We start from the raw sequence: 18,523 nt of genomic DNA on the forward strand, positions 1-18,523 counted from the left end.
CACCTTGCACCTTGCACCTTGTTCAACTTTCAACTTTCAATTCGAACAAAATGAAATCAAAGAATTTATTGGTAACCGGCGGCGCTGGATTCATTGGCGCTAACTATGTGCTTTATTGGCTGGAAAATAATCCACAAGATAAAGTGGTGGTATTGGATGCGCTGACGTATGCTGGCAATCGCGCGAATCTTGCATCGGTAGAACAACATCCGAACTTTATTTTTGCCCATGGTGACATTTGCGACACGAATCTAGTAGAGAAATTGCTCAAAGAACATCAGCTGGACACTATTGTACACTTTGCAGCAGAATCTCATGTAGACCGTTCAATCACGGGCCCAGATGCGTTTATTGAAACCAACATCTTAGGGACGTACAGCCTACTAAAAGCGGCAAAGAAAGTCTGGATTGATGAGCCAAAAGCGGCAGGAAGATCACCTTTACCGCACCGTTTTCATCATGTTTCCACGGATGAGGTGTACGGCACTCTAGCTCCAAACGATCCGGCGTTTACTGAGCAAACGGCTTACGCACCAAACTCGCCATACTCGGCATCAAAAGCAGCATCAGACCACCTAGTACGCGCTTACCACCACACCTACGGGCTAGAAGTGACGACGTCGAACTGCTCAAACAATTACGGGCCTTACCACTTCCCTGAAAAATTGATCCCACTGATCATCACCAACATTTTGCACAACAAACCACTGCCAATTTACGGTGACGGCCAACAAATCCGAGATTGGCTATACGTGGAAGATCACGCTCGCGGCATCGAGTTGGTGTTAGACAAAGGCAAAGTCGGCGAGAACTACAACATCGGCGGCCACAATGAATGGGCGAACATTGATATTGTCACTGTTGTGTGCAAGTTAATGAACCAAGCATTCGCTTCGAATCCAAAACTTGCAGAGCAATTCCCTCAAGCTATTGCTGCCATGAACAACGAAAGCGAAGCCTTAATTACCTACGTTACCGACCGCGCAGGCCATGATCGTCGCTATGCGATTGATGCAACCAAAACCAATAACGAACTTGGTTACAAACCAGCAGAGTCGTTTGAAACGGGAATTAAGAAAACCGTTGAGTGGTATTTGAGCAATGAAGATTGGTGGAGTAAATTGCTGTGATAAACGTGTTATCAAAACTATTTAAGAAAAAATCATCAGTACCTGAAGTTGTCATTGACCATAGCTTTGATCAGGGCGTTTATGACGTCATCAACGAATCGGGACTTTTTGATGAAGCGTTTTACACGAGCCTTATAGATACAACGTTACCTTATGAGACACCATTGGCTCACTTTGTTGCTGTTGGTCATGCACAAAAACTATCACCATGTGCTCATTTTTCCACTACCTATTATTTGGCACAGAACGCGGATGTAAAAGAAGCAGGCATGAATTCGCTAGCTCATTACATTAGACATGGTGAAGCGGAGGGGCGTTGTCCTAATGCCTACTTTAACCCGCATCGTTACTTAGAGCTCAATCCAGATTTGGCGCAATTTGATAAAACGTTGCTTCTGCACTATGTGGTATTTGGTCGTGATGAAGGGAGACGCTTTATTTACCCTGCTGTAGAACAAAAGGAAATAAACGACGACCCTTATGCGAAATGGATTCATGCGAATGAATGCGAGACCTATCAACAAATAAAGAGCGGTTTAGAAAGTTTTAAACATAACCCGCTTATCTCGATTGTTGTTCCAGTATACAACCCAGATGAGCAATTGTTGGTAGATTGCATTGAATCTGTCTTGGCGCAATCTTATACCAATTGGGAATTGTGTTTGGCTGATGATAAATCACCTAAACCGCATGTACGTAAGGTACTAAAAGCGTACGCCCGTAAAGACAGTCGCATAAAGCCAATTTATCGCTCGAAGAACGGTCACATTTCTGCAGCAAGTAACAGTGCATTACAAAAAGCACGTGGTGAGTGGATAGCACTTCTCGATCATGATGATGAATTACATCAGCATGCATTGTTCCATGTAGTTAACGCAATAAACGAGAAACCTGATGTTCAGTTGATTTACAGTGATGAGGACAAAATAGACCAATCAGGAAAGCGTATCGACCCGCACTTTAAATCTGATTGGAACTTAGATCTGCTGTATAGCCAGAACTATGTTTCTCATCTTGGTGTTTATAAAACGGATATCATGAATAAAATCAGCGGTTTTCGTTTAGGTTACGAAGGCAGCCAAGACTACGATTTGCTACTACGTTATTCACGTGAAATTGATCATGCCAATATCGTACATATACCAAAAGTACTTTATCACTGGCGTATGGTAGAAGGGTCAACGGCACTTGGTTCGGGTGAAAAATCGTATACGACAGCCGCTGGTATTAAGGCACTAGAAGATCATTTTGAAGCGTTAGGTCAATCAGTTAGCGTTGAGATGGGTAAGCACGATAACATCTATAAAGTGAACTGGGCCATTGAGAATGAGCCATTAGTTTCACTGATTATCCCAACTTATAATGGTTACGAGATTACTAAGCAAGCGATCGATTCGATAATCGAAAAATCAACCTATCGTAATTTTGAAATTTTACTTGTTGATAATAATTCGAATGACCCAACAGCCTTGGAATATTTTGACGAAATTGATCAACACGATAAAGTTAAAGTTCTGCGTTACCCATATCCATTTAATTATTCAGCGATCAACAACTTTGCCGCTAAGCTAGCTAATGGTGAGATCATTGGTTTAATTAATAATGACGTAGAGGTGATAAACCCAGAATGGCTAACTGAGATGGTATCTCACGCACAGCGTGAAGATGTAGGGTGCGTGGGCGCAATGCTCTATTACCCGAACGATACCATTCAACATGCAGGCGTTATCATCGGCATTGGTGGTGTTGGTGGGCACTCGCATAAACATTTCAAGCGTGGTGATCATGGTTACTTTAGTCGTTTAAATACCGTGCAAAATTTATCAGCGGTTACGGCGGCATGTTTGCTTGTTCGTAAATCTGTATTTAATGAAGTGAACGGCCTAAATGAAGAAGAGTTAACCGTCGCTTTCAATGACGTGGATTTTTGCTTGAAAGTGCAGGCGGCAGGCTATCGTAACCTATGGACACCGTATGCTGAGCTATATCATCACGAGTCTATTAGTCGTGGTGCGGAAGATAATCCTGAAAAGATAGCTCGTTTCAATCAAGAAATGGAATACATGATAAATACGTGGCAAACAAATAAAAAACAAGATCCTTGCTACAGCGTTAATTTAACTAAAGTTAGAGAAGATTTTACGGTGGAAGTGTGATGAAAAGGTTTATTTTGCATGTTGGATTTCATAAAACAGCCACATCGTCGATACAACAAACTTTAGCTAGCAATCAGGAAGAGTTGTTGAAACAAGGATTTTATTACCCGTTATTTGAAAATAACGATAGTAAAGTAATAAATCATTCTATACCATTTTACTCTGCATTTTGTGAAAATCCTGAAAAATATCATATTAATATTCGCCAAGGCGGTGATATTGTACAGATAAATAGAAACTATCTTAAACAATTTGAAGAAATCTTAAAGATTGAACGAAATGTTATAATTTCCGGTGAGGATATATCCGTTCTTCCAAAGTATTCTTTAGTGAAAATTAGAGAAAAAATTATTGCGTCTGGTTTTAAACTAGAAGTATATTGCTCTGTTAGGAGGCCATACTCTTTGTTATGTTCCGATATTTCAGAAATAGTGAAGAGTGGTATTTCAAGCATAGAACAAGTAACGTATCCAAATCGGGTAAAAGTTGTTCATAAATTAAAGGATGTTTTTGAAGAGGAAATCACTTTCTTTAGTTTTGAAAAAGATTGTAATCAAGGAAATCCAGTTGAGGTTTTTATTGAAAGATTAGGTATCAAGTGTAGTGATTTCACGCTTACTAAATCAAATGAGGGCCTTGGTAATCTTTCAACTAGAGCGCTGTCTAATTTAAATAAAAATTTTCCAATAATTAAAGATGGTGCAATAAATCCAAATGGGAGGTGTTTTTTCTATACTAGTATAGATAATGAAAAATTTTTGCTAACTCAACAGGAGTTCCAACGATTTAAAAAAGATGTGGACAAAGAAAACGAAGACTATGGCTTTCTGTTGGGGGCCGATTTCCAGGATAAAAGTATTGAATACAGTCAGGAATTGCGTATTTCCATTGATATGGCTGTCAAGATATACCAAGATTATGCGCAAAGCCATACCTCTCACGCGTTATTAAAATTTATTGCGAAATATGCATCATTCCCACTGCATTACTTAGCTGAACATTTTCCTGAAAATGTAGAGGTTTTAAGGGATTTAGCTTTAGTTCTTGAAGATGTCAACATAAACAAATCTTATGAACTAATGTTATGTGCACGCAACTTAAGGCCACGTGGTCCGCTAATTAATAGCAAGATTTCGTATTATGAATCTAAACTAAGCAAATAAATAATTGAGTTTTCAATTTGTTTTTTGCTTCAGAAAAGGATCTAATTCACTAGAAACCGTTAGGATCAAGGTATCTCTAGGATGAATTCGTCAACAACGCCTATTTATTATGTAACATGTCTATGAAAAAAGTAGCAGCTTTAACTGTTGTAAAAGATGAAAGTCCGTATATATTGGATTGGATTAATCATTATCTATATTTTGGGTTTCATGAAATTTATGTCGCCATCAACAGAACTTCTGATTCTACGTCAATAATCTTGAATCGCTTTGCAGAAAATGACCATCGAATAAAAATATTTCATACGGATTGGTTAGATATGTTTCCTAATAAGGATGGTATCAATCCTCAGATTCAAATTTATTCTTTTTGCTTTCTACTCGAACAGGCCAGATTAAACGGTGTAGCAGATCATGTATTGACCGTGGATGCGGATGAATTTTGGTTTCCTGAGAATTTTAAAGAAAACATTTCTGAATACCTATCAGGATTTGGACATTTTGATGTTCTGTCTATTCCATGGGCTTGTCAATCTGGTGATGATAAACCATATATGCTTCCTTTTGAGAATAAGAATATTACAGTCTTTCAGGATAGTAACGTTAAAAGCGTAATTAATTTAAGTTCTCTTGACAAAATGAGTAAATTTTTATTGCACATTCCTGATTTTGAACCGGGATTTGTGCATTTAAACGCAAATGGTAACTCTGCTTTTAGAGTAGATGATAAAAGTCAGAGAATAAAAACCAATGTTGATGGGAGTAATAAATCGATGATACTTCATCGAATGCTTCGATCTGAACAGGAATATTTGTCCATACTTCTTCGTCAAAGGCCTGGTTCAACATTTCCTTTGAAAGATAATAGAAATGGTTTTAATAAAAACTATAAAAGCACGATCGCAGTAAATTCGGATGCACTCAGTGATTATCATGATTTCTTGATTAATGGAATCTCCGAGTGTTCTACTTTAATTGAAAATTCTAAGCGTGAACAAATCGCTAGAAATTGCCGATATGAAGAGTTAAAAGTGGATTTAATAGAAGAGAATTTTGACAAGTTTATTAAAGTTCTGCGTGGAACTAGTATGTTAAATAAAATAGTACAGAAATTGGTTAGCTCGTCCTCGAATGTGGATGTTCTTAGAGATGCCGCCATTAAGCTGGAAAGTATTGATTTGGAATTGAGTTTTAAGCTAATGAGCAAAGCGAAAGAATTGCGGCCTAAAGGCCCTGTAATATCTAGAAAGTTAACGGAGTATACTGAAAAGTTAGGTTAAAAACTTTCGTTAAATCTTTTAAAGTCTAATTGTTGACCAAAATTGGAGAGCGAACACACTTTTCGGAAGTTGTAATAATTGAGAGATTATTCATTAAATAATACTTTTTTAAGTTAAATTTTAAAATTACAGTGATATAACTAGTATCACATGTTTGTAAACTTATGCGATGTTTACTTGATTTAACAAAGTATGTTTCCGGTTTGTTTTTAATCAAATTAATGAGTTTTATTGGCTTAAGTTAGCACTCACTATATACTTTTAATTAGATGAGGTGTTACATGAGTAAATGTTTTCAATTAACATGAATGAAATGAAAAATTTAGTATCTTTAACGTGTTATGGCCAGAGAATTGAAACTGTTCACATGGTTATTAGTTCTCTATTAAATCAGACAAAAAAAGCAGACAAAATAATACTTTGGCTTGACAAAAATGAATTTCAATTTGATTTTTTGCCGTTGAAATTAACTGAGCTTTGTGATGATGAATTTGAAATTAGGTTTTGTGAAAACTTTAAGAGCTATAAAAAACTAATTCCTACTCTTAAACAGTTTAATAATTGTAATATAATTACATTTGATGATGACATGTTGATCCCAAGCAATCTTTTAGAGGATATGTTTAGAGAGCACTTAAATAATCCAAGTGATATTATATGTTCTAGGGCTAGAATAATTTCAAAAAAAGACGGGAAATTATTAGAGTATAAGAATTGGCATGTTTTAAATAATTCCGAATCAGTTAGCTCAAAAACATGCTTATTACCATTAGGTTACGGCGGTATACTTTACCCTTCTGGTTCTCTTTATTCTGATGTTACTAATGACAACTTATTCTTAGAATTTGCTGACAATGCTGATGATATATGGTTTAAATGTCAATCTTTATTAGTAGGTACAAAGGTTACTGTCCTTCCTCGAATATGTTCTGAAAAATTAAAAGCAATTCCAAATACACAGGACCATGCTTTGTTTAAGACAGTCAATGTTGGAAATAAAAATGGAGATGTACTTAATGGCTTAATTTCCCTTTATCCTAAGTTGAGAGAGATTTTTGATTCTAAAAATTTCGGAAATATTATAATACCAAGTTTTTACTACAAAGAACTTGACTCAACTAGTAATTCATTAAAATCACACTCATTTGTGGCTGGTTATTTTAGAGATGAAGCAATAAAAGTTGAAAAAGACAATCTTAATCTGGCTTTAGATTTGATGAAAATAGCTAAGAAATATAGACCTAATGGACCGGTAATTAATAATAAAATAAGTGAGTATTCATCAGGTGTTGGGTGTGAAAAAAGTCCAACTAAAGTTATTGCAATGCTAGGGTGTTTTAGGAGTGGTACAAATTATTCAAAATCTTTATTGGAGTCAAATTATGATTGCATAGTCAAAAATGATATTTTTGGTTGGAAGCATGGATTTGTTTCTTTAGCTTCTGAACAGTCTAAAAACGTTGAATTAAGATATGATGGAGCTTATTTTGTTACGAAAAATCCGTTCTCATTTGTTGTTTCGTTGTACAAGTATTACAAAGAGGTAAGGTTGAATGTTATAGCGAGCGATGACTTTTACTCATTTATTAGAAATAAAATTGTTATTTTTGATCAAAGTAATCCAGATGGCCCTAAGTTAAGATTTAGTAATCCAGTAGAACTTTGGAATAACCTTAATTTTAATTATTTATCCGTAAGCTCTCTGCATCATGTGAAATATGAATCCTTATTATCCGACACTGAAGAACAATTGAAAATTATTGCTCAAAAAATGGGACTGGCTAGAAAAACACAAGAGTTTATTTCTCCAAAAAATAGTGTTAAGAGAATGAACGATAAGCAAGTGTTTAGTGATATTTTTCAAATGCAAACAAATACCCCATTTGATGTTTTGTCTTATGAAAATAATTCATATATGAATTACTTCCATGAGGAAGATGTTAAGTTTATTCTCGAACATATTGATAGTGATCTTATTGTCAAGTTGGATTATAAAGAAAAAATATCAGAGTTATTGGGATTTTTCCATGAAAGATTATCGTAGGTTATATTTATCCAATTAAAATGGTTCAGAATTAAATTAATGTTGGGGGGTAACTAACAGTGATTCTATTGCCTCCTATTCTTGAGTGAATTTAATTGATGAAAATTTCTATTGCGGGAACAGGTTATGTCGGTCTGTCCAATGCTGTACTTTTAGCGCAGTACCATGAAGTTACCGCCGTTGACATCGTATCAGAAAAAGTAACTATGATTAACGGTTTTACTTCACCGATCCAAGATTCAGAAATTGAATACTTTTTAGAACATAAACAGTTGAACTTAACCGCTACATTAGATTGGGAACAAGCGTATAAAGATGCAGATTTTGTAATTATCGCAACGCCGACCGATTATGATGTCAAAACCAACTATTTTAATACGTCTTCAGTAGAAACGGTCATTGATAATGTATTATCGGTTAATCCGAATGCGGTCATGGTGATCAAGTCCACGGTCCCGGTTGGATACACGAAAGCGATTAAAGAAAAGTTTGGTACAGACAACATTATTTTTTCACCGGAGTTTCTACGAGAGGGTAAGGCGTTATACGACAATTTACACCCGTCACGCATTATCGTCGGTGAGCGAAGTGAACGTGCAGAGCAGTTTGCAGCATTGCTGACAGAGGGAGCGGAGAAAAAAGACATTCCCGTTCTTTTTACCGACTCGACTGAAGCAGAAGCGATCAAGCTGTTCTCCAACACCTATTTGGCGATGCGTGTTGCCTATTTTAATGAGTTGGATACCTATGCAGAAAGCCATGGCTTGGAAACCAAGCAGATTATTGAAGGGGTAGGGCTAGATCCTCGTATTGGTAACCATTATAACAATCCATCGTTTGGTTATGGCGGTTACTGTTTACCAAAGGACACTAAGCAACTGCTGGCCAATTATCAGGATGTACCTAATAACCTGATCCAAGCTATTGTGGACGCAAACACTACCCGTAAAGACTTTGTTGCTGATGCAATTATTAAGCGCAACCCAAAGCGCGTGGGTATTTACCGTTTGATCATGAAAGCGGGCTCAGACAACTTTAGAGCTTCTGCCATCCAAGGCATTATGAAACGCATCAAAGCTAAGGGTATTGAGGTGGTGGTGTACGAACCCGTCCTAGAAGAGAGCGAGTTTTACCATTCAGCGGTTTATCACGATTTAACAGCTTTTAAAGCTGATTGCGATGTGATTGTTGCAAACCGTTTGGTCGATGAACTTTCTGACGTTCAAGCGAAGGTCTATACCCGAGACCTATTTGGTAGCGACTAATAGAGTTATATTTACCTGCGCCTGAAAAGGCGCTTTTCAGTTGGTCAGTTCTAATGATTAAAAAATGTTTATTCCCCGCCGCTGGTTACGGCACCCGATTCTTACCTGCCACTAAATCCATGCCAAAAGAAATGATGCCCGTCGTCAACAAACCGTTAATCGAATATGGTGTTGAAGAGGCCATTCAAGCGGGCATGAACAGCATGTGCATTGTGACTGGGCGCGGCAAACACACCTTGATGGATCACTTCGATAAAAACTTCGAACTGGAACATCAGATCAGTGGTACAGATAAAGAAGCGTTGTTAACTGATATCCGCCGTTTAATTGATTCGGCAAGCTATACCTACATTCGCCAGCGTGAGATGAAAGGCTTAGGCCATGCTATTTTAACTGGGCGCGAGTTGGTGGGTGATGAGCCGTTCGCGGTGGTACTGGCTGACGATCTTTGTGTGAATGAGGGGGATGGGGTATTGGCGCAAATGGTAGCGCTGTATAAACAGTTCCGTTGTTCCATTGTCGCGGTGCAAGAGGTACCGGAGTCAGAAACCCACAAATACGGTGTGATCTCCGGTGAGATGATCAAAGATGATATCTACCGCGTTGATAACATGGTGGAAAAACCAGAGTCAGGCACTGCGCCAAGTAATTTGGCGATCATTGGTCGGTATATTCTTACCCCCGATATCTTCGAACTTATCGAACAAACCGCACCGGGTAAAGGAGGAGAAATCCAAATTACCGATGCGTTGCTTAAACAAGCACAATCTGGTTGTGTGTTGGCGTATAAGTTTAAAGGTCAACGTTTTGATTGCGGCAGTGTCGAAGGCTATATCGAGGCCACTAACTACTGCTTTAACAATGTCTATAAAGCATGAAAACGCTGAAATCTATGTTGCCTAACTCGGTCGTAAATGCACTCAAACGGCAGGCTTGGGCGATTCGGGCATATCAGCGTTGGGGCTTAAAACAAGCCCCGACTCATGGCTTATTACAATATGATCTTATCTGTAAACAGCAAGACAACCAGTTAACGGCATTGCCCCAGCCAACGATTAAGCTGTTATTTTCGGTACTGGTGCCTGTTTACAAGCCAGATTTAATGCTGTTTGCTGAGATGGTGCGCTCAGTGCAGACGCAGACGTACCAACACTGGCAGTTGATTTTGGTCGATGATGGCAGCCAGTCAGCGTCTCTTACCGAGATGCTTAATCAGCTAAAGTCAGACAAGATTCAAGTGGTGGTACGGGAGACAAACGGGCATATTTCTGCTGCGTCTAACTCTGGCTTGCAAGCAGCGATTGGTGATTTTGTGGTGTTGCTGGATCAAGATGACTTGCTTCACCCCGATGCGCTCAAGTGTATGGCGTATTACCTATCGATTCATCCAAATGCGAACGTGCTTTATAGCGATGAAGATAAAATTGATGCTGTTGGTCAACGCGCTGAGCCACACTTTAAGCCGAGTTTTAATCGCGATTTGCTCTATTCGCACAATTACATCTCCCATTTGGGCGTTTATCGCCGTAGTTTATTACGGGAGATTGGTGGATTCCGTGAGGGGGTTGAGGGCAGTCAAGATTACGACTTGCTATTGCGCTGTGTGGCACACTCTAAGCCTGAGCAAATCGTTCATGTGCCGTATGTGCTGTACCATTGGCGGGCGATTGCAGGCTCAACGGCACTGGCGGAAAGTGAAAAGTGCTACGCACAGCAGGCCGGACTTAAAGCTTTACAAGATCATCTAGGGAAAAGCGGTGCAACTGTCACTCAAGGTAAATTAGCCAACACCTATAAAGTTACTTGGCCAGTGCCAGAGCAAAGGCCATTAGTGTCGATCATTATCCCGACTAAAAATGGCCAATCCTTGGTATGTCAATGCATAGACTCCTTGTATCGTTTGACAACATACCCCAATTTTGAGGTGTTGTTGGTCGATAACGGCTCGGATGATGCCAAAGCCTTGGCATATTTTACAGAATTTGCAGAGCAAGGTTTGGTGCGTTTAATCGATTATCCGCATCCTTTTAACTACTCCGCAATCAATAACTACGCCGTTCAGCAAGCCAAAGGGGAATACTTGGTATTAATGAATAATGATATCGAGATATTGTCACCCAGTTGGCTAGAGGATATGGTCGGCCATCTTGCAAGACCGGATGTTGGTTGCGTGGGGGCAAAGCTATATTACCCAAATGGCAGTATTCAACACGCAGGTGTTGTCATTGGGTTAGGGGGCTGTGCTGGGCATTCACATCGCTACTTTCCGCAAGAGGCTCATGGTTATGCAAATCGTTTGCAGCTCACGCAAAACTATTCAGCCGTTACAGCAGCTTGTCTTGGCGTGCGTAAATCTGTATTCGAGCAAGTGGGTGGGTTAAACGAGATAGACCTTACCGTGGCATTTAACGATGTCGACTTCTGTTTGAAAGTTGGCAAGGCTGGTTATCGACACGTTTGGTCACCGTATATAGAAATGGTGCACCACGAATCCATCAGCCGCGGTTTAGATAATACAAAAGAAAAGCAGCAACGCTATATGAGAGAAGTGGGCTACATGCAAGACACTTGGGGAACGGTTGGATACCAAGATCCTTGCTACAGTCCATGGTTAACTTATATAAAAGAGGATTTTAGTTTCCGAGTATGATCCGACAATTATTTAAAAAACAATTACAACAACCATCGTGTGATACCAGCAACGTCGTTGAAGCAAACATTGAAGTTAAATCAACGGTTAAGCCACTGTTTTTTGTTCATATTCCGAAAACCGCTGGTACGAGTTTTCGTCGAGCATTAGAAGAAATGCAACCGATGGAGTTGGATTACGGTATCAATGCAAGGGCATCTTCTTCATTAATGCATACACACATGTATGATTCACCTGACCCTTATGCGCTAAAGCAGGTGATGGGCGAAGCACCATTTGCGTTAACTGGGCATGTTCATCTACAAAAGTACGCCGACTTCTTTGATATACGTAATATTATAACATTTGTCCGAGAGCCGATTGCACAAATCGTGTCCCACTACAATCACTATGTGACCCATCATGGCTATGATGGCAGCTTTAGTAAGTTTTATCGTGCTGTGCCGTTTCGTAACGTGCAAGCGAGATATATCAATGGATTTCCGGTTACCTTACTCGGGTTTACAGGGCTTACAGAACACTATAACGATTCTTTAGCACTGATTAACCATGGTCTAGAACTCGAGTTGGCCCCGTTAAAACAAAATATTGCGGCTAAAACGCATCAAGAGAAAGAGACATTGCCACAAGCTGTGGTGGATGAGTTAGCTAAACTCAACCAACAAGATATGCGTTTGTACCAGCAAGCACTGGGTCTCCACCATCAGCGAATGGCCTTGTTTGGTCAACAGAAGCCGTGGGCCCATCTGCATGCAAGCGTCAACTCGAATGATGTGCTTCATGGGTGCGCTTACTTTGCATCTGGTGAAGAGGCTGTGACACTTGTTGTTAAGATCAATGGTGAAGAGCAGGCGATTGTAACGGCGCAAGAGTTTTGTGGTCTGTTCCCTAAGTTCAATTTCCCGCGCCAACGTTATATTGGATTCAGTTTACCATTGTCTAAATGGCGAGATGTGGGGATCACCGAGTTGGAGTTGGTGGTGAGCACGACAGGGCAAACGTATCGTGTTGATTTACCTGAGCGGTTTTAATTCATTATTTAACGTAGCCAATAATCATGATTACCCTATCTAGCTTAACCAAGTATTACCCTTCCGATTTGGGTAATCAGTACGTGTTTCAGGACCTCAATTTCACATTTCCCACCGGGCATAACATTGCCCTGTTGGGATCGAACGGTGCGGGTAAATCGACCTTGTTTCGTATCCTCGCGGGGAGTGAATACCCCAATAAAGGTAAGGTGCTCTCTGATAAAGCCATTTCTTGGCCGGTCGCGCTGGCAACCGGTATTCACCCACAAATGACGGGTAGGGAAAACACCCGCTTTATTGCCCGAGTGAATGGTGTCGCGGATTTAGATGCGTTTGAGGAGAAGGTGAAAGCCTTTGCCGAACTGGGCGTGAAATATGATTTGCCAGTAAAAACTTACTCTAGCGGTATGCGCGCTCGGTTAACGTTTGGCTGCTGCATCTCGATTGATTTTGATGTTTACCTGATTGATGAGGCAACCTCGGTCGGCGATGCTAAGTTTCGTCAAAAGGCCAAACAAGCGTTGTTAAATAAAAGCCGAAACGCCAGCTTAATCATGGTGAGCCATGATATGAAAGAGATCCGTGAGTTTTGTGACAGTGCGGTGATTTTGCATCAAGGTGAGTTAACGTTCTACGAGGATTTGGAGCAAGCGATAACGGTCTACAACGGTTTAGGGAAATAGGTACAAGGTAAGCTTAAACACCATCGTCAACACGCAACACTTTATTTGTAAAATACTTTACTGCTTAAATAACTTCCGTAATCCGTAATCCGTAATCCGTAATCCGTCGTTCCGACAAGGTCTTCCTCAGACTTCGAGAAATCCATCATGGATCATTTTCCTGCTTATTTTGTTATTGCTTTATTTATTCTTACCCTTATTAGCTTAGTGCGTTTTCAAACTCAACCGGAACGTATATTTGGGGTGTTGTTTTTGACGTTATACGCCACCAATATGGTCACGACACAGCAAGTCATCAATAGTTTCGCCAACAAAGGATTGCTAACACTCCTTTTATTAATGGTGTGCTCCATTGCTTTGGAGAAGACTAAATTATTGCGTCAAGTGGCAGCGTTTGTGGTTAAACCCAACTATAGGCAAACGTGGTGGCGTTTATACAGCGTTACTGTGTTATCTTCAGCGCTGCTTAACAACACCGCTGTGGTTTCCACCATGTTAGCCTCAATTCGAAATAACCCGCATCATGCGGCGAGTAAGTTGCTGTTACCGCTCTCTTATGCAGCCATACTCGGCGGCACGTTAACGCTCATCGGCACCTCTACCAACTTGATTGTAAACAGTATGGTGTTAGAGGCGGGCTTAACCCCGTTGGGATTTTTTGATTTTACCTTAGTGGGCAGTGTTGTGGTGTTGGGTTGCGGTGTACTGCTGTTTGCGTTGTCACGCTTTTACCCAAATTATACCAATGAGAAAGCCGTCGCCGCTGACTACTTTATTGATGCGAAAGTCTTGGCATCCTCTCCTCTAATTGGTCGCACAATAGAAGAGAACGGATTAAGAAATCTCGAATCTTTGTTTTTGGTGGAGATACTGCGCGGAGGGCGTTTGATTTCACCAGTCGCCCCTCAAGAAAGCATTGAGCAAAACGATCGATTGTTATTTAGTGGTGACATTAAAAAAGTCACACTGCTGAGCCAATTTGATGGCTTAAGTCTGTTTGCATCTGAGAACGGATTACCGATTCGAAATTTAACCGAAGTGGTTGTTCGCCCTGAAAGCCTCCTAGTCGGTAAAACGATGAAGCAGGTTGGTTTTCGCGCCTTGTTCGATGCGGCGGTGGTGGCCGTTAAGCGTGACGGTAAAGCGCTGTCAGGCAAACTGGGCGAAATAGAGTTAAGCTCGGGTGATTACCTTATGCTTGCGGTCGGGCAAGATTTTCAAAATCGCCATAACTTGAGCAAAAACTTTTATTTCATCAGTGGGTTAGAAACCGAGCATCTGCTAACGGGGCCGAAAGCCGGTTTAGTCACGGTTGGCTTTTTTACCGCCATCGCGCTTGCCGCATTGGAGTGGGTGCCCTTATTCCAAGGCATGTTGTTACTACTTGGCATGTTGCTGCTAAGCCAATGTTTGTACGCCAATGAAGTGATCGCCCGTCTGCCACGCCAAATATGGTTGATTATTGCTTCGGCATTGCTGTTGTCTCAGGCGTTATCGAACACGCAAGCGCTAGATATGTTTCGTGCGCTGATCACGCAACATCAGCACGCGTTAAGTCCTTTTTGGGGGTTGGTGCTGGTTTATCTTTGTACTTGGCTTATTACTGAGTTGGTGACCAATAACGCCGCCGCAGCACTGATGTTTCCTATCGCGTATGGCATGGCGCTTAGCTTAGACAGCAATGTACACAGTTTTATCTTGGCGGTCGCCTTTGGTGCGAGTGCCAGTTTTATTAGCCCTTATGGTTATCAGACCAACTTGATGGTGTACAGCGCAGGGAACTACACCTTGTCTGACTTTATCAAGATTGGTCTCCCTATCAGTTTGCTTTATGGCGGTATTGTTATCTCTGCCATTGTTTATTTTTATGGGGTTTAAAGGCAGGGGCGAAGGCTCAAGTAGCAAGGATAACGGGGCGCTTCGCGCTAAAGTCACAAAGGCACAAGTGGTGCATTCGCACCAATGTGAAAAGCAAAAGAAAAGCAATTTAATCATTACTGTTGGAAGAGAAACGTCAACTTTCAACGTATTACAACCACATAGTGCGACGAAATTAGTTTATATATTTTTGTATTGGAAAAATTTGAATGAAAATATCTCCAGAACGTATGACTCATCTAAAACAATTAGAAGCAGAGTCTATCCATATTATGCGTGAAGTGGCAGCTGAGTTTGATAACCCAGTGATGCTGTACTCGGTGGGTAAAGATTCTTCAGTGATGCTGCACTTGGCGAAAAAAGCGTTTGCGCCAGCCATTCCTCCGTTTCCGTTGATGCATGTGGACACGACATGGAAGTTCAAAGAAATGATTGAGTTCCGTGATTACATGGCGAATAAACTGGGTATGAAGCTGATTGTTCACCAAAACCCAGAAGGGTTAGCAATGGATATCAACCCATTTGTGCACGGCAGTTCGACGCATACCGACATCATGAAAACTCAAGGGCTTAAGCAGGCGTTAGATGAATATGGTTTTGATGCTGCTTTCGGCGGTGCTCGCCGTGACGAAGAAAAGTCGCGAGCGAAAGAGCGTGTTTACTCATTTAGGGATGAGCATCACCGCTGGGATCCAAAAAACCAACGTCCTGAGCTTTGGAATATTTACAACGGCAAGGTTCACAAAGGAGAAAGTATTCGCGTGTTCCCACTGTCTAACTGGACCGAGCTGGACATCTGGCAATACATTTACCTAGAGAACATCGAAATCCCGGGTTTGTACTTGTCTAAGCCACGCCCTGTGTTAGAGCGCGATGGCATGCTGATCATGGTGGATGACGAGCGTATGGCAATTAAAGAAGGCGAAGTGGTTGAAGAGAAGATGGTTCGCTTCCGCACTTTAGGTTGTTACCCGCTAACAGGGGCGGTGGAATCCGAAGCGACAACTCTTCCGGAAATTATTCAGGAAATGCTGCTGACGACCACATCTGAGCGTCAAGGCCGAGCGATTGACCACGACAGTTCTGGTTCAATGGAAAAGAAGAAACGCGAAGGTTATTTTTAAATCTTTTGTTTAGTTGCAAGGTTAAAGTAACAAGGTACAAGGAAAGATCGTAAATAAACTAAGATGAATTACCAGGAGGCTAAATGCGTTTTGAGGATTTAGAAGTGTGGAAACGTTCTGCGCGGTTATCCGCAGAAATCTACAAATACTTCATGAGCCTAAAAGACTTTGGCTTCAAAGATCAAATTACGCGTAGTTCATTATCAATACCCTCAAATATAGCGGAGGGATACGAGCGGAGAAGCAGTAAAGAGTTTATTAACTTTTTGTCTTACGCTCGAGGGTCGAGTGGAGAGCTAAGATCTCAAATTTATATAGGTATTGAGATTGGTTACATAGAAAGGCAAATAGGAAAAGCTTGGCTAAAGGAAGCTGAAGAAATTTCAAGAATGATTTCAGGCCTAATGAAGTCTAGATCAAAAGGATTTACGAACGGTTAATTGCTGCAAATCCTCCTTGAACCTTGAACCTTGAACCTTGAAGGTAGAAATATGTTGTCTCCTTATGAATTAAAAATGAACGAATCAATCAGCGGTGATGTGGTGTGGCATAACACAACGGTAACGCTTCAAGACCGTGTGCAGCTTAAGCAGCAAAAACCGGTGGTGTTGTGGTTTACGGGGTTAAGTGGATCCGGTAAATCGACCGTGGCCAACGCGGTTGAAAGCAAATTGCTCAGCCTTGGCAAGCACAGTTACCTGCTTGATGGCGATAATGTCCGCCATGGTTTAAATAAAGATTTAGGTTTTAGTGATGCGGATAGAGTAGAAAATATTCGCCGCATTGGTGAAGTGGCCAAGTTGTTTGTCGATTCTGGTTGCATTGTTCTTACGGCGTTTATCTCACCATTTATTGCTGACCGCGAACAGGCTCGAGCCCTACTTGAAGATGGACAGTTTTTAGAGGTGTTTATTGATACGCCATTAGAGGTGTGTGAGAGCCGCGATCCAAAAGGGTTATATAAAAAAGCGCGAGCAGGGGAGATCAAACACTTTACTGGGATTGATTCAGCGTACGAAGCACCAACGGCACCGGATATTCATGTCAAAAATGCAGAGCTGAGTGTTGAAGCATGTGCCGAATACATTGTGGAACAACTTGTTCAACTGGGTTATTTCAACTATGACCGTGAGCAAAAGGACAAAAGCAATGCATTATGATGTCTTTAATGGTGATGCCGATGGGATTGTTTCACTACTGCAATTACGCTTGGCACAGCCTAAAAATAGCAGTTTGATCACGGGTGTAAAGCGAGATATCAAACTGCTTCGTCAAGTGTCGGCACAGGCGGATGTTGATTCAGTGACGGTGCTTGATATCTCGATGGAGAAAAATGTCGAGCCACTGATAGCTTTATTGGCGCGGGAAGTGCCCGTGTTTTACTGTGATCATCACCGAGCGGGTGAGGTTCCGGCCTCTGAGCGATTAACAGCGCTTATCGATTTAGCCCCTGAGGTGTGTACGAGTCTTTTGGTTAACGATCACTTGCAAGGGCAATTTGCTAAGTGGGCGGTTGTAGGGGCTTTTGGTGACAACTTATTTACTCAAGCTCGCCAATTGGCAACAACGCTTTCACTGAGTGAAGAAGACATCGATTTCTTGTTAGAGCTTGGAACTCTTATTAACTACAACGGTTACGGCGCCAGCTTAGTTGATTTGCATATTGAACCTTCGGAACTGTACCGCAAGCTATTAGCGTACCCATGCCCACTGATGTTGCGTGAAGATTCGGGATCTCCTTACTACGAGCTAAAAAGTGGTTATGCAGCAGATTACCGCTACATCGCTGACCTTATTCCCCTAGATGAAACAGAAGTGAGTTGTGTGTATGAGTTGCCCAATGAAGCATGGGCAAGACGTATTAGTGGCGTGTTTGGCAATGAATTAGCCAACATGACACCGAGCAAAGCTCATGCCGTTCTTACCCTTAATGAATCCGGTGATGATTATACCGTGAGTGTGAGAGCACCATTAGAGAATCGCGTTGGCGCAGATGAAATATGCTCAGGATTTCCGACGGGCGGTGGACGAAAAGCCGCAGCGGGCATTAATCAGTTACCCGTAGCAGAGAAAGCGAAATTTATTCAAGCATTAACAAGTTATTACGCTTAGTTAATTT

Annotated in this window: 15 protein-coding genes; all 15 read left to right on the top strand. The window is 41.0% G+C overall.

The window, feature by feature from the left end; translation table 11 throughout:
* The first annotated feature begins 50 nt into the window (after positions 1–50).
* The 15 genes from rfbB to ABT58_RS14960 all read left to right on the top strand — a co-directional run bounded on the left by rfbB (position 51) and on the right by ABT58_RS14960 (position 18,516).
* On the top strand, positions 51–1,130 hold the full coding sequence (rfbB, locus tag ABT58_RS14890) for a dTDP-glucose 4,6-dehydratase (RefSeq protein WP_047875380.1): 1,080 nt from the start codon (positions 51–53) through the stop codon (positions 1,128–1,130).
* The gene (locus ABT58_RS14895) at positions 1,127–3,286 is read left to right on the top strand and encodes a glycosyltransferase family 2 protein (RefSeq protein WP_229821622.1); all 2,160 of its coding nucleotides are present in this window, start codon (positions 1,127–1,129) and stop codon (positions 3,284–3,286) included. The genes rfbB and ABT58_RS14895 overlap by 4 nt, the downstream gene beginning before the upstream one ends.
* Positions 3,286–4,449, top strand: coding sequence for a hypothetical protein (locus ABT58_RS14900; protein WP_047875227.1), 1,164 nt, complete (start codon positions 3,286–3,288; stop codon positions 4,447–4,449). The genes ABT58_RS14895 and ABT58_RS14900 overlap by 1 nt, the downstream gene beginning before the upstream one ends.
* Positions 4,450–4,571: 122 nt before the next feature.
* Positions 4,572–5,729, top strand: a complete 1,158-nt coding sequence (locus ABT58_RS14905; RefSeq protein WP_158261705.1) for a glycosyltransferase family 2 protein — start codon at positions 4,572–4,574, stop codon at positions 5,727–5,729.
* A gap of 313 nt (positions 5,730–6,042) precedes the next feature.
* Positions 6,043–7,773, top strand: a complete 1,731-nt coding sequence (locus ABT58_RS23515) for a hypothetical protein (RefSeq protein ID WP_146147194.1) — start codon at positions 6,043–6,045, stop codon at positions 7,771–7,773.
* Between the two features lie 98 nt (positions 7,774–7,871).
* Positions 7,872–9,038 (top strand): nucleotide sugar dehydrogenase, encoded by a 1,167-nt coding sequence (locus ABT58_RS14915; protein ID WP_047875229.1) that lies wholly within the window; start codon positions 7,872–7,874, stop codon positions 9,036–9,038.
* Positions 9,039–9,091: 53 nt separating this feature from the next.
* Positions 9,092–9,916: a UTP--glucose-1-phosphate uridylyltransferase GalU gene (galU, locus tag ABT58_RS14920; RefSeq protein WP_047875230.1), complete on the top strand. Its 825-nt coding sequence runs from the start codon at positions 9,092–9,094 to the stop codon at positions 9,914–9,916.
* Positions 9,913–11,688: a glycosyltransferase family 2 protein gene (locus ABT58_RS14925; protein ID WP_229821625.1), complete on the top strand. Its 1,776-nt coding sequence runs from the start codon at positions 9,913–9,915 to the stop codon at positions 11,686–11,688. Before galU ends, ABT58_RS14925 begins: the two co-directional genes overlap by 4 nt.
* Positions 11,685–12,719 carry a sulfotransferase family protein gene (locus ABT58_RS14930; protein ID WP_047875231.1) on the top strand — a complete coding sequence of 345 codons (1,035 nt, stop codon included), beginning with the start codon at positions 11,685–11,687 and terminating at the stop codon, positions 12,717–12,719. The genes ABT58_RS14925 and ABT58_RS14930 overlap by 4 nt, the downstream gene beginning before the upstream one ends.
* A gap of 26 nt (positions 12,720–12,745) precedes the next feature.
* On the top strand, positions 12,746–13,402 hold the full coding sequence (locus ABT58_RS14935) for an ABC transporter ATP-binding protein (RefSeq protein ID WP_047875232.1): 657 nt from the start codon (positions 12,746–12,748) through the stop codon (positions 13,400–13,402).
* 147 nt (positions 13,403–13,549) lie between these two features.
* On the top strand, positions 13,550–15,280 hold the full coding sequence (locus tag ABT58_RS14940; protein WP_082211114.1) for an SLC13 family permease: 1,731 nt from the start codon (positions 13,550–13,552) through the stop codon (positions 15,278–15,280).
* 209 nt (positions 15,281–15,489) lie between these two features.
* Entirely contained in the window at positions 15,490–16,404 is a 915-nt protein-coding gene (cysD, locus tag ABT58_RS14945; RefSeq protein ID WP_047875234.1) for a sulfate adenylyltransferase subunit CysD, read from the top strand.
* Positions 16,405–16,487: 83 nt separating this feature from the next.
* Positions 16,488–16,844: a four helix bundle protein gene (locus ABT58_RS14950; RefSeq protein WP_047875235.1), complete on the top strand. Its 357-nt coding sequence runs from the start codon at positions 16,488–16,490 to the stop codon at positions 16,842–16,844.
* A gap of 51 nt (positions 16,845–16,895) precedes the next feature.
* Entirely contained in the window at positions 16,896–17,564 is a 669-nt protein-coding gene (cysC, locus tag ABT58_RS14955) for an adenylyl-sulfate kinase (protein WP_047875236.1), read from the top strand.
* Complete coding sequence (locus ABT58_RS14960) at positions 17,554–18,516, top strand: hypothetical protein (RefSeq protein WP_047875237.1); 963 nt, start codon at positions 17,554–17,556, stop codon at positions 18,514–18,516. Before cysC ends, ABT58_RS14960 begins: the two co-directional genes overlap by 11 nt.
* The last annotated feature ends 7 nt before the right edge of the window (positions 18,517–18,523 follow it).

This window comes from Photobacterium aphoticum (genome assembly GCF_001029435.1).
GTDB lineage: Bacteria > Pseudomonadota > Gammaproteobacteria > Enterobacterales > Vibrionaceae > Photobacterium > Photobacterium aphoticum.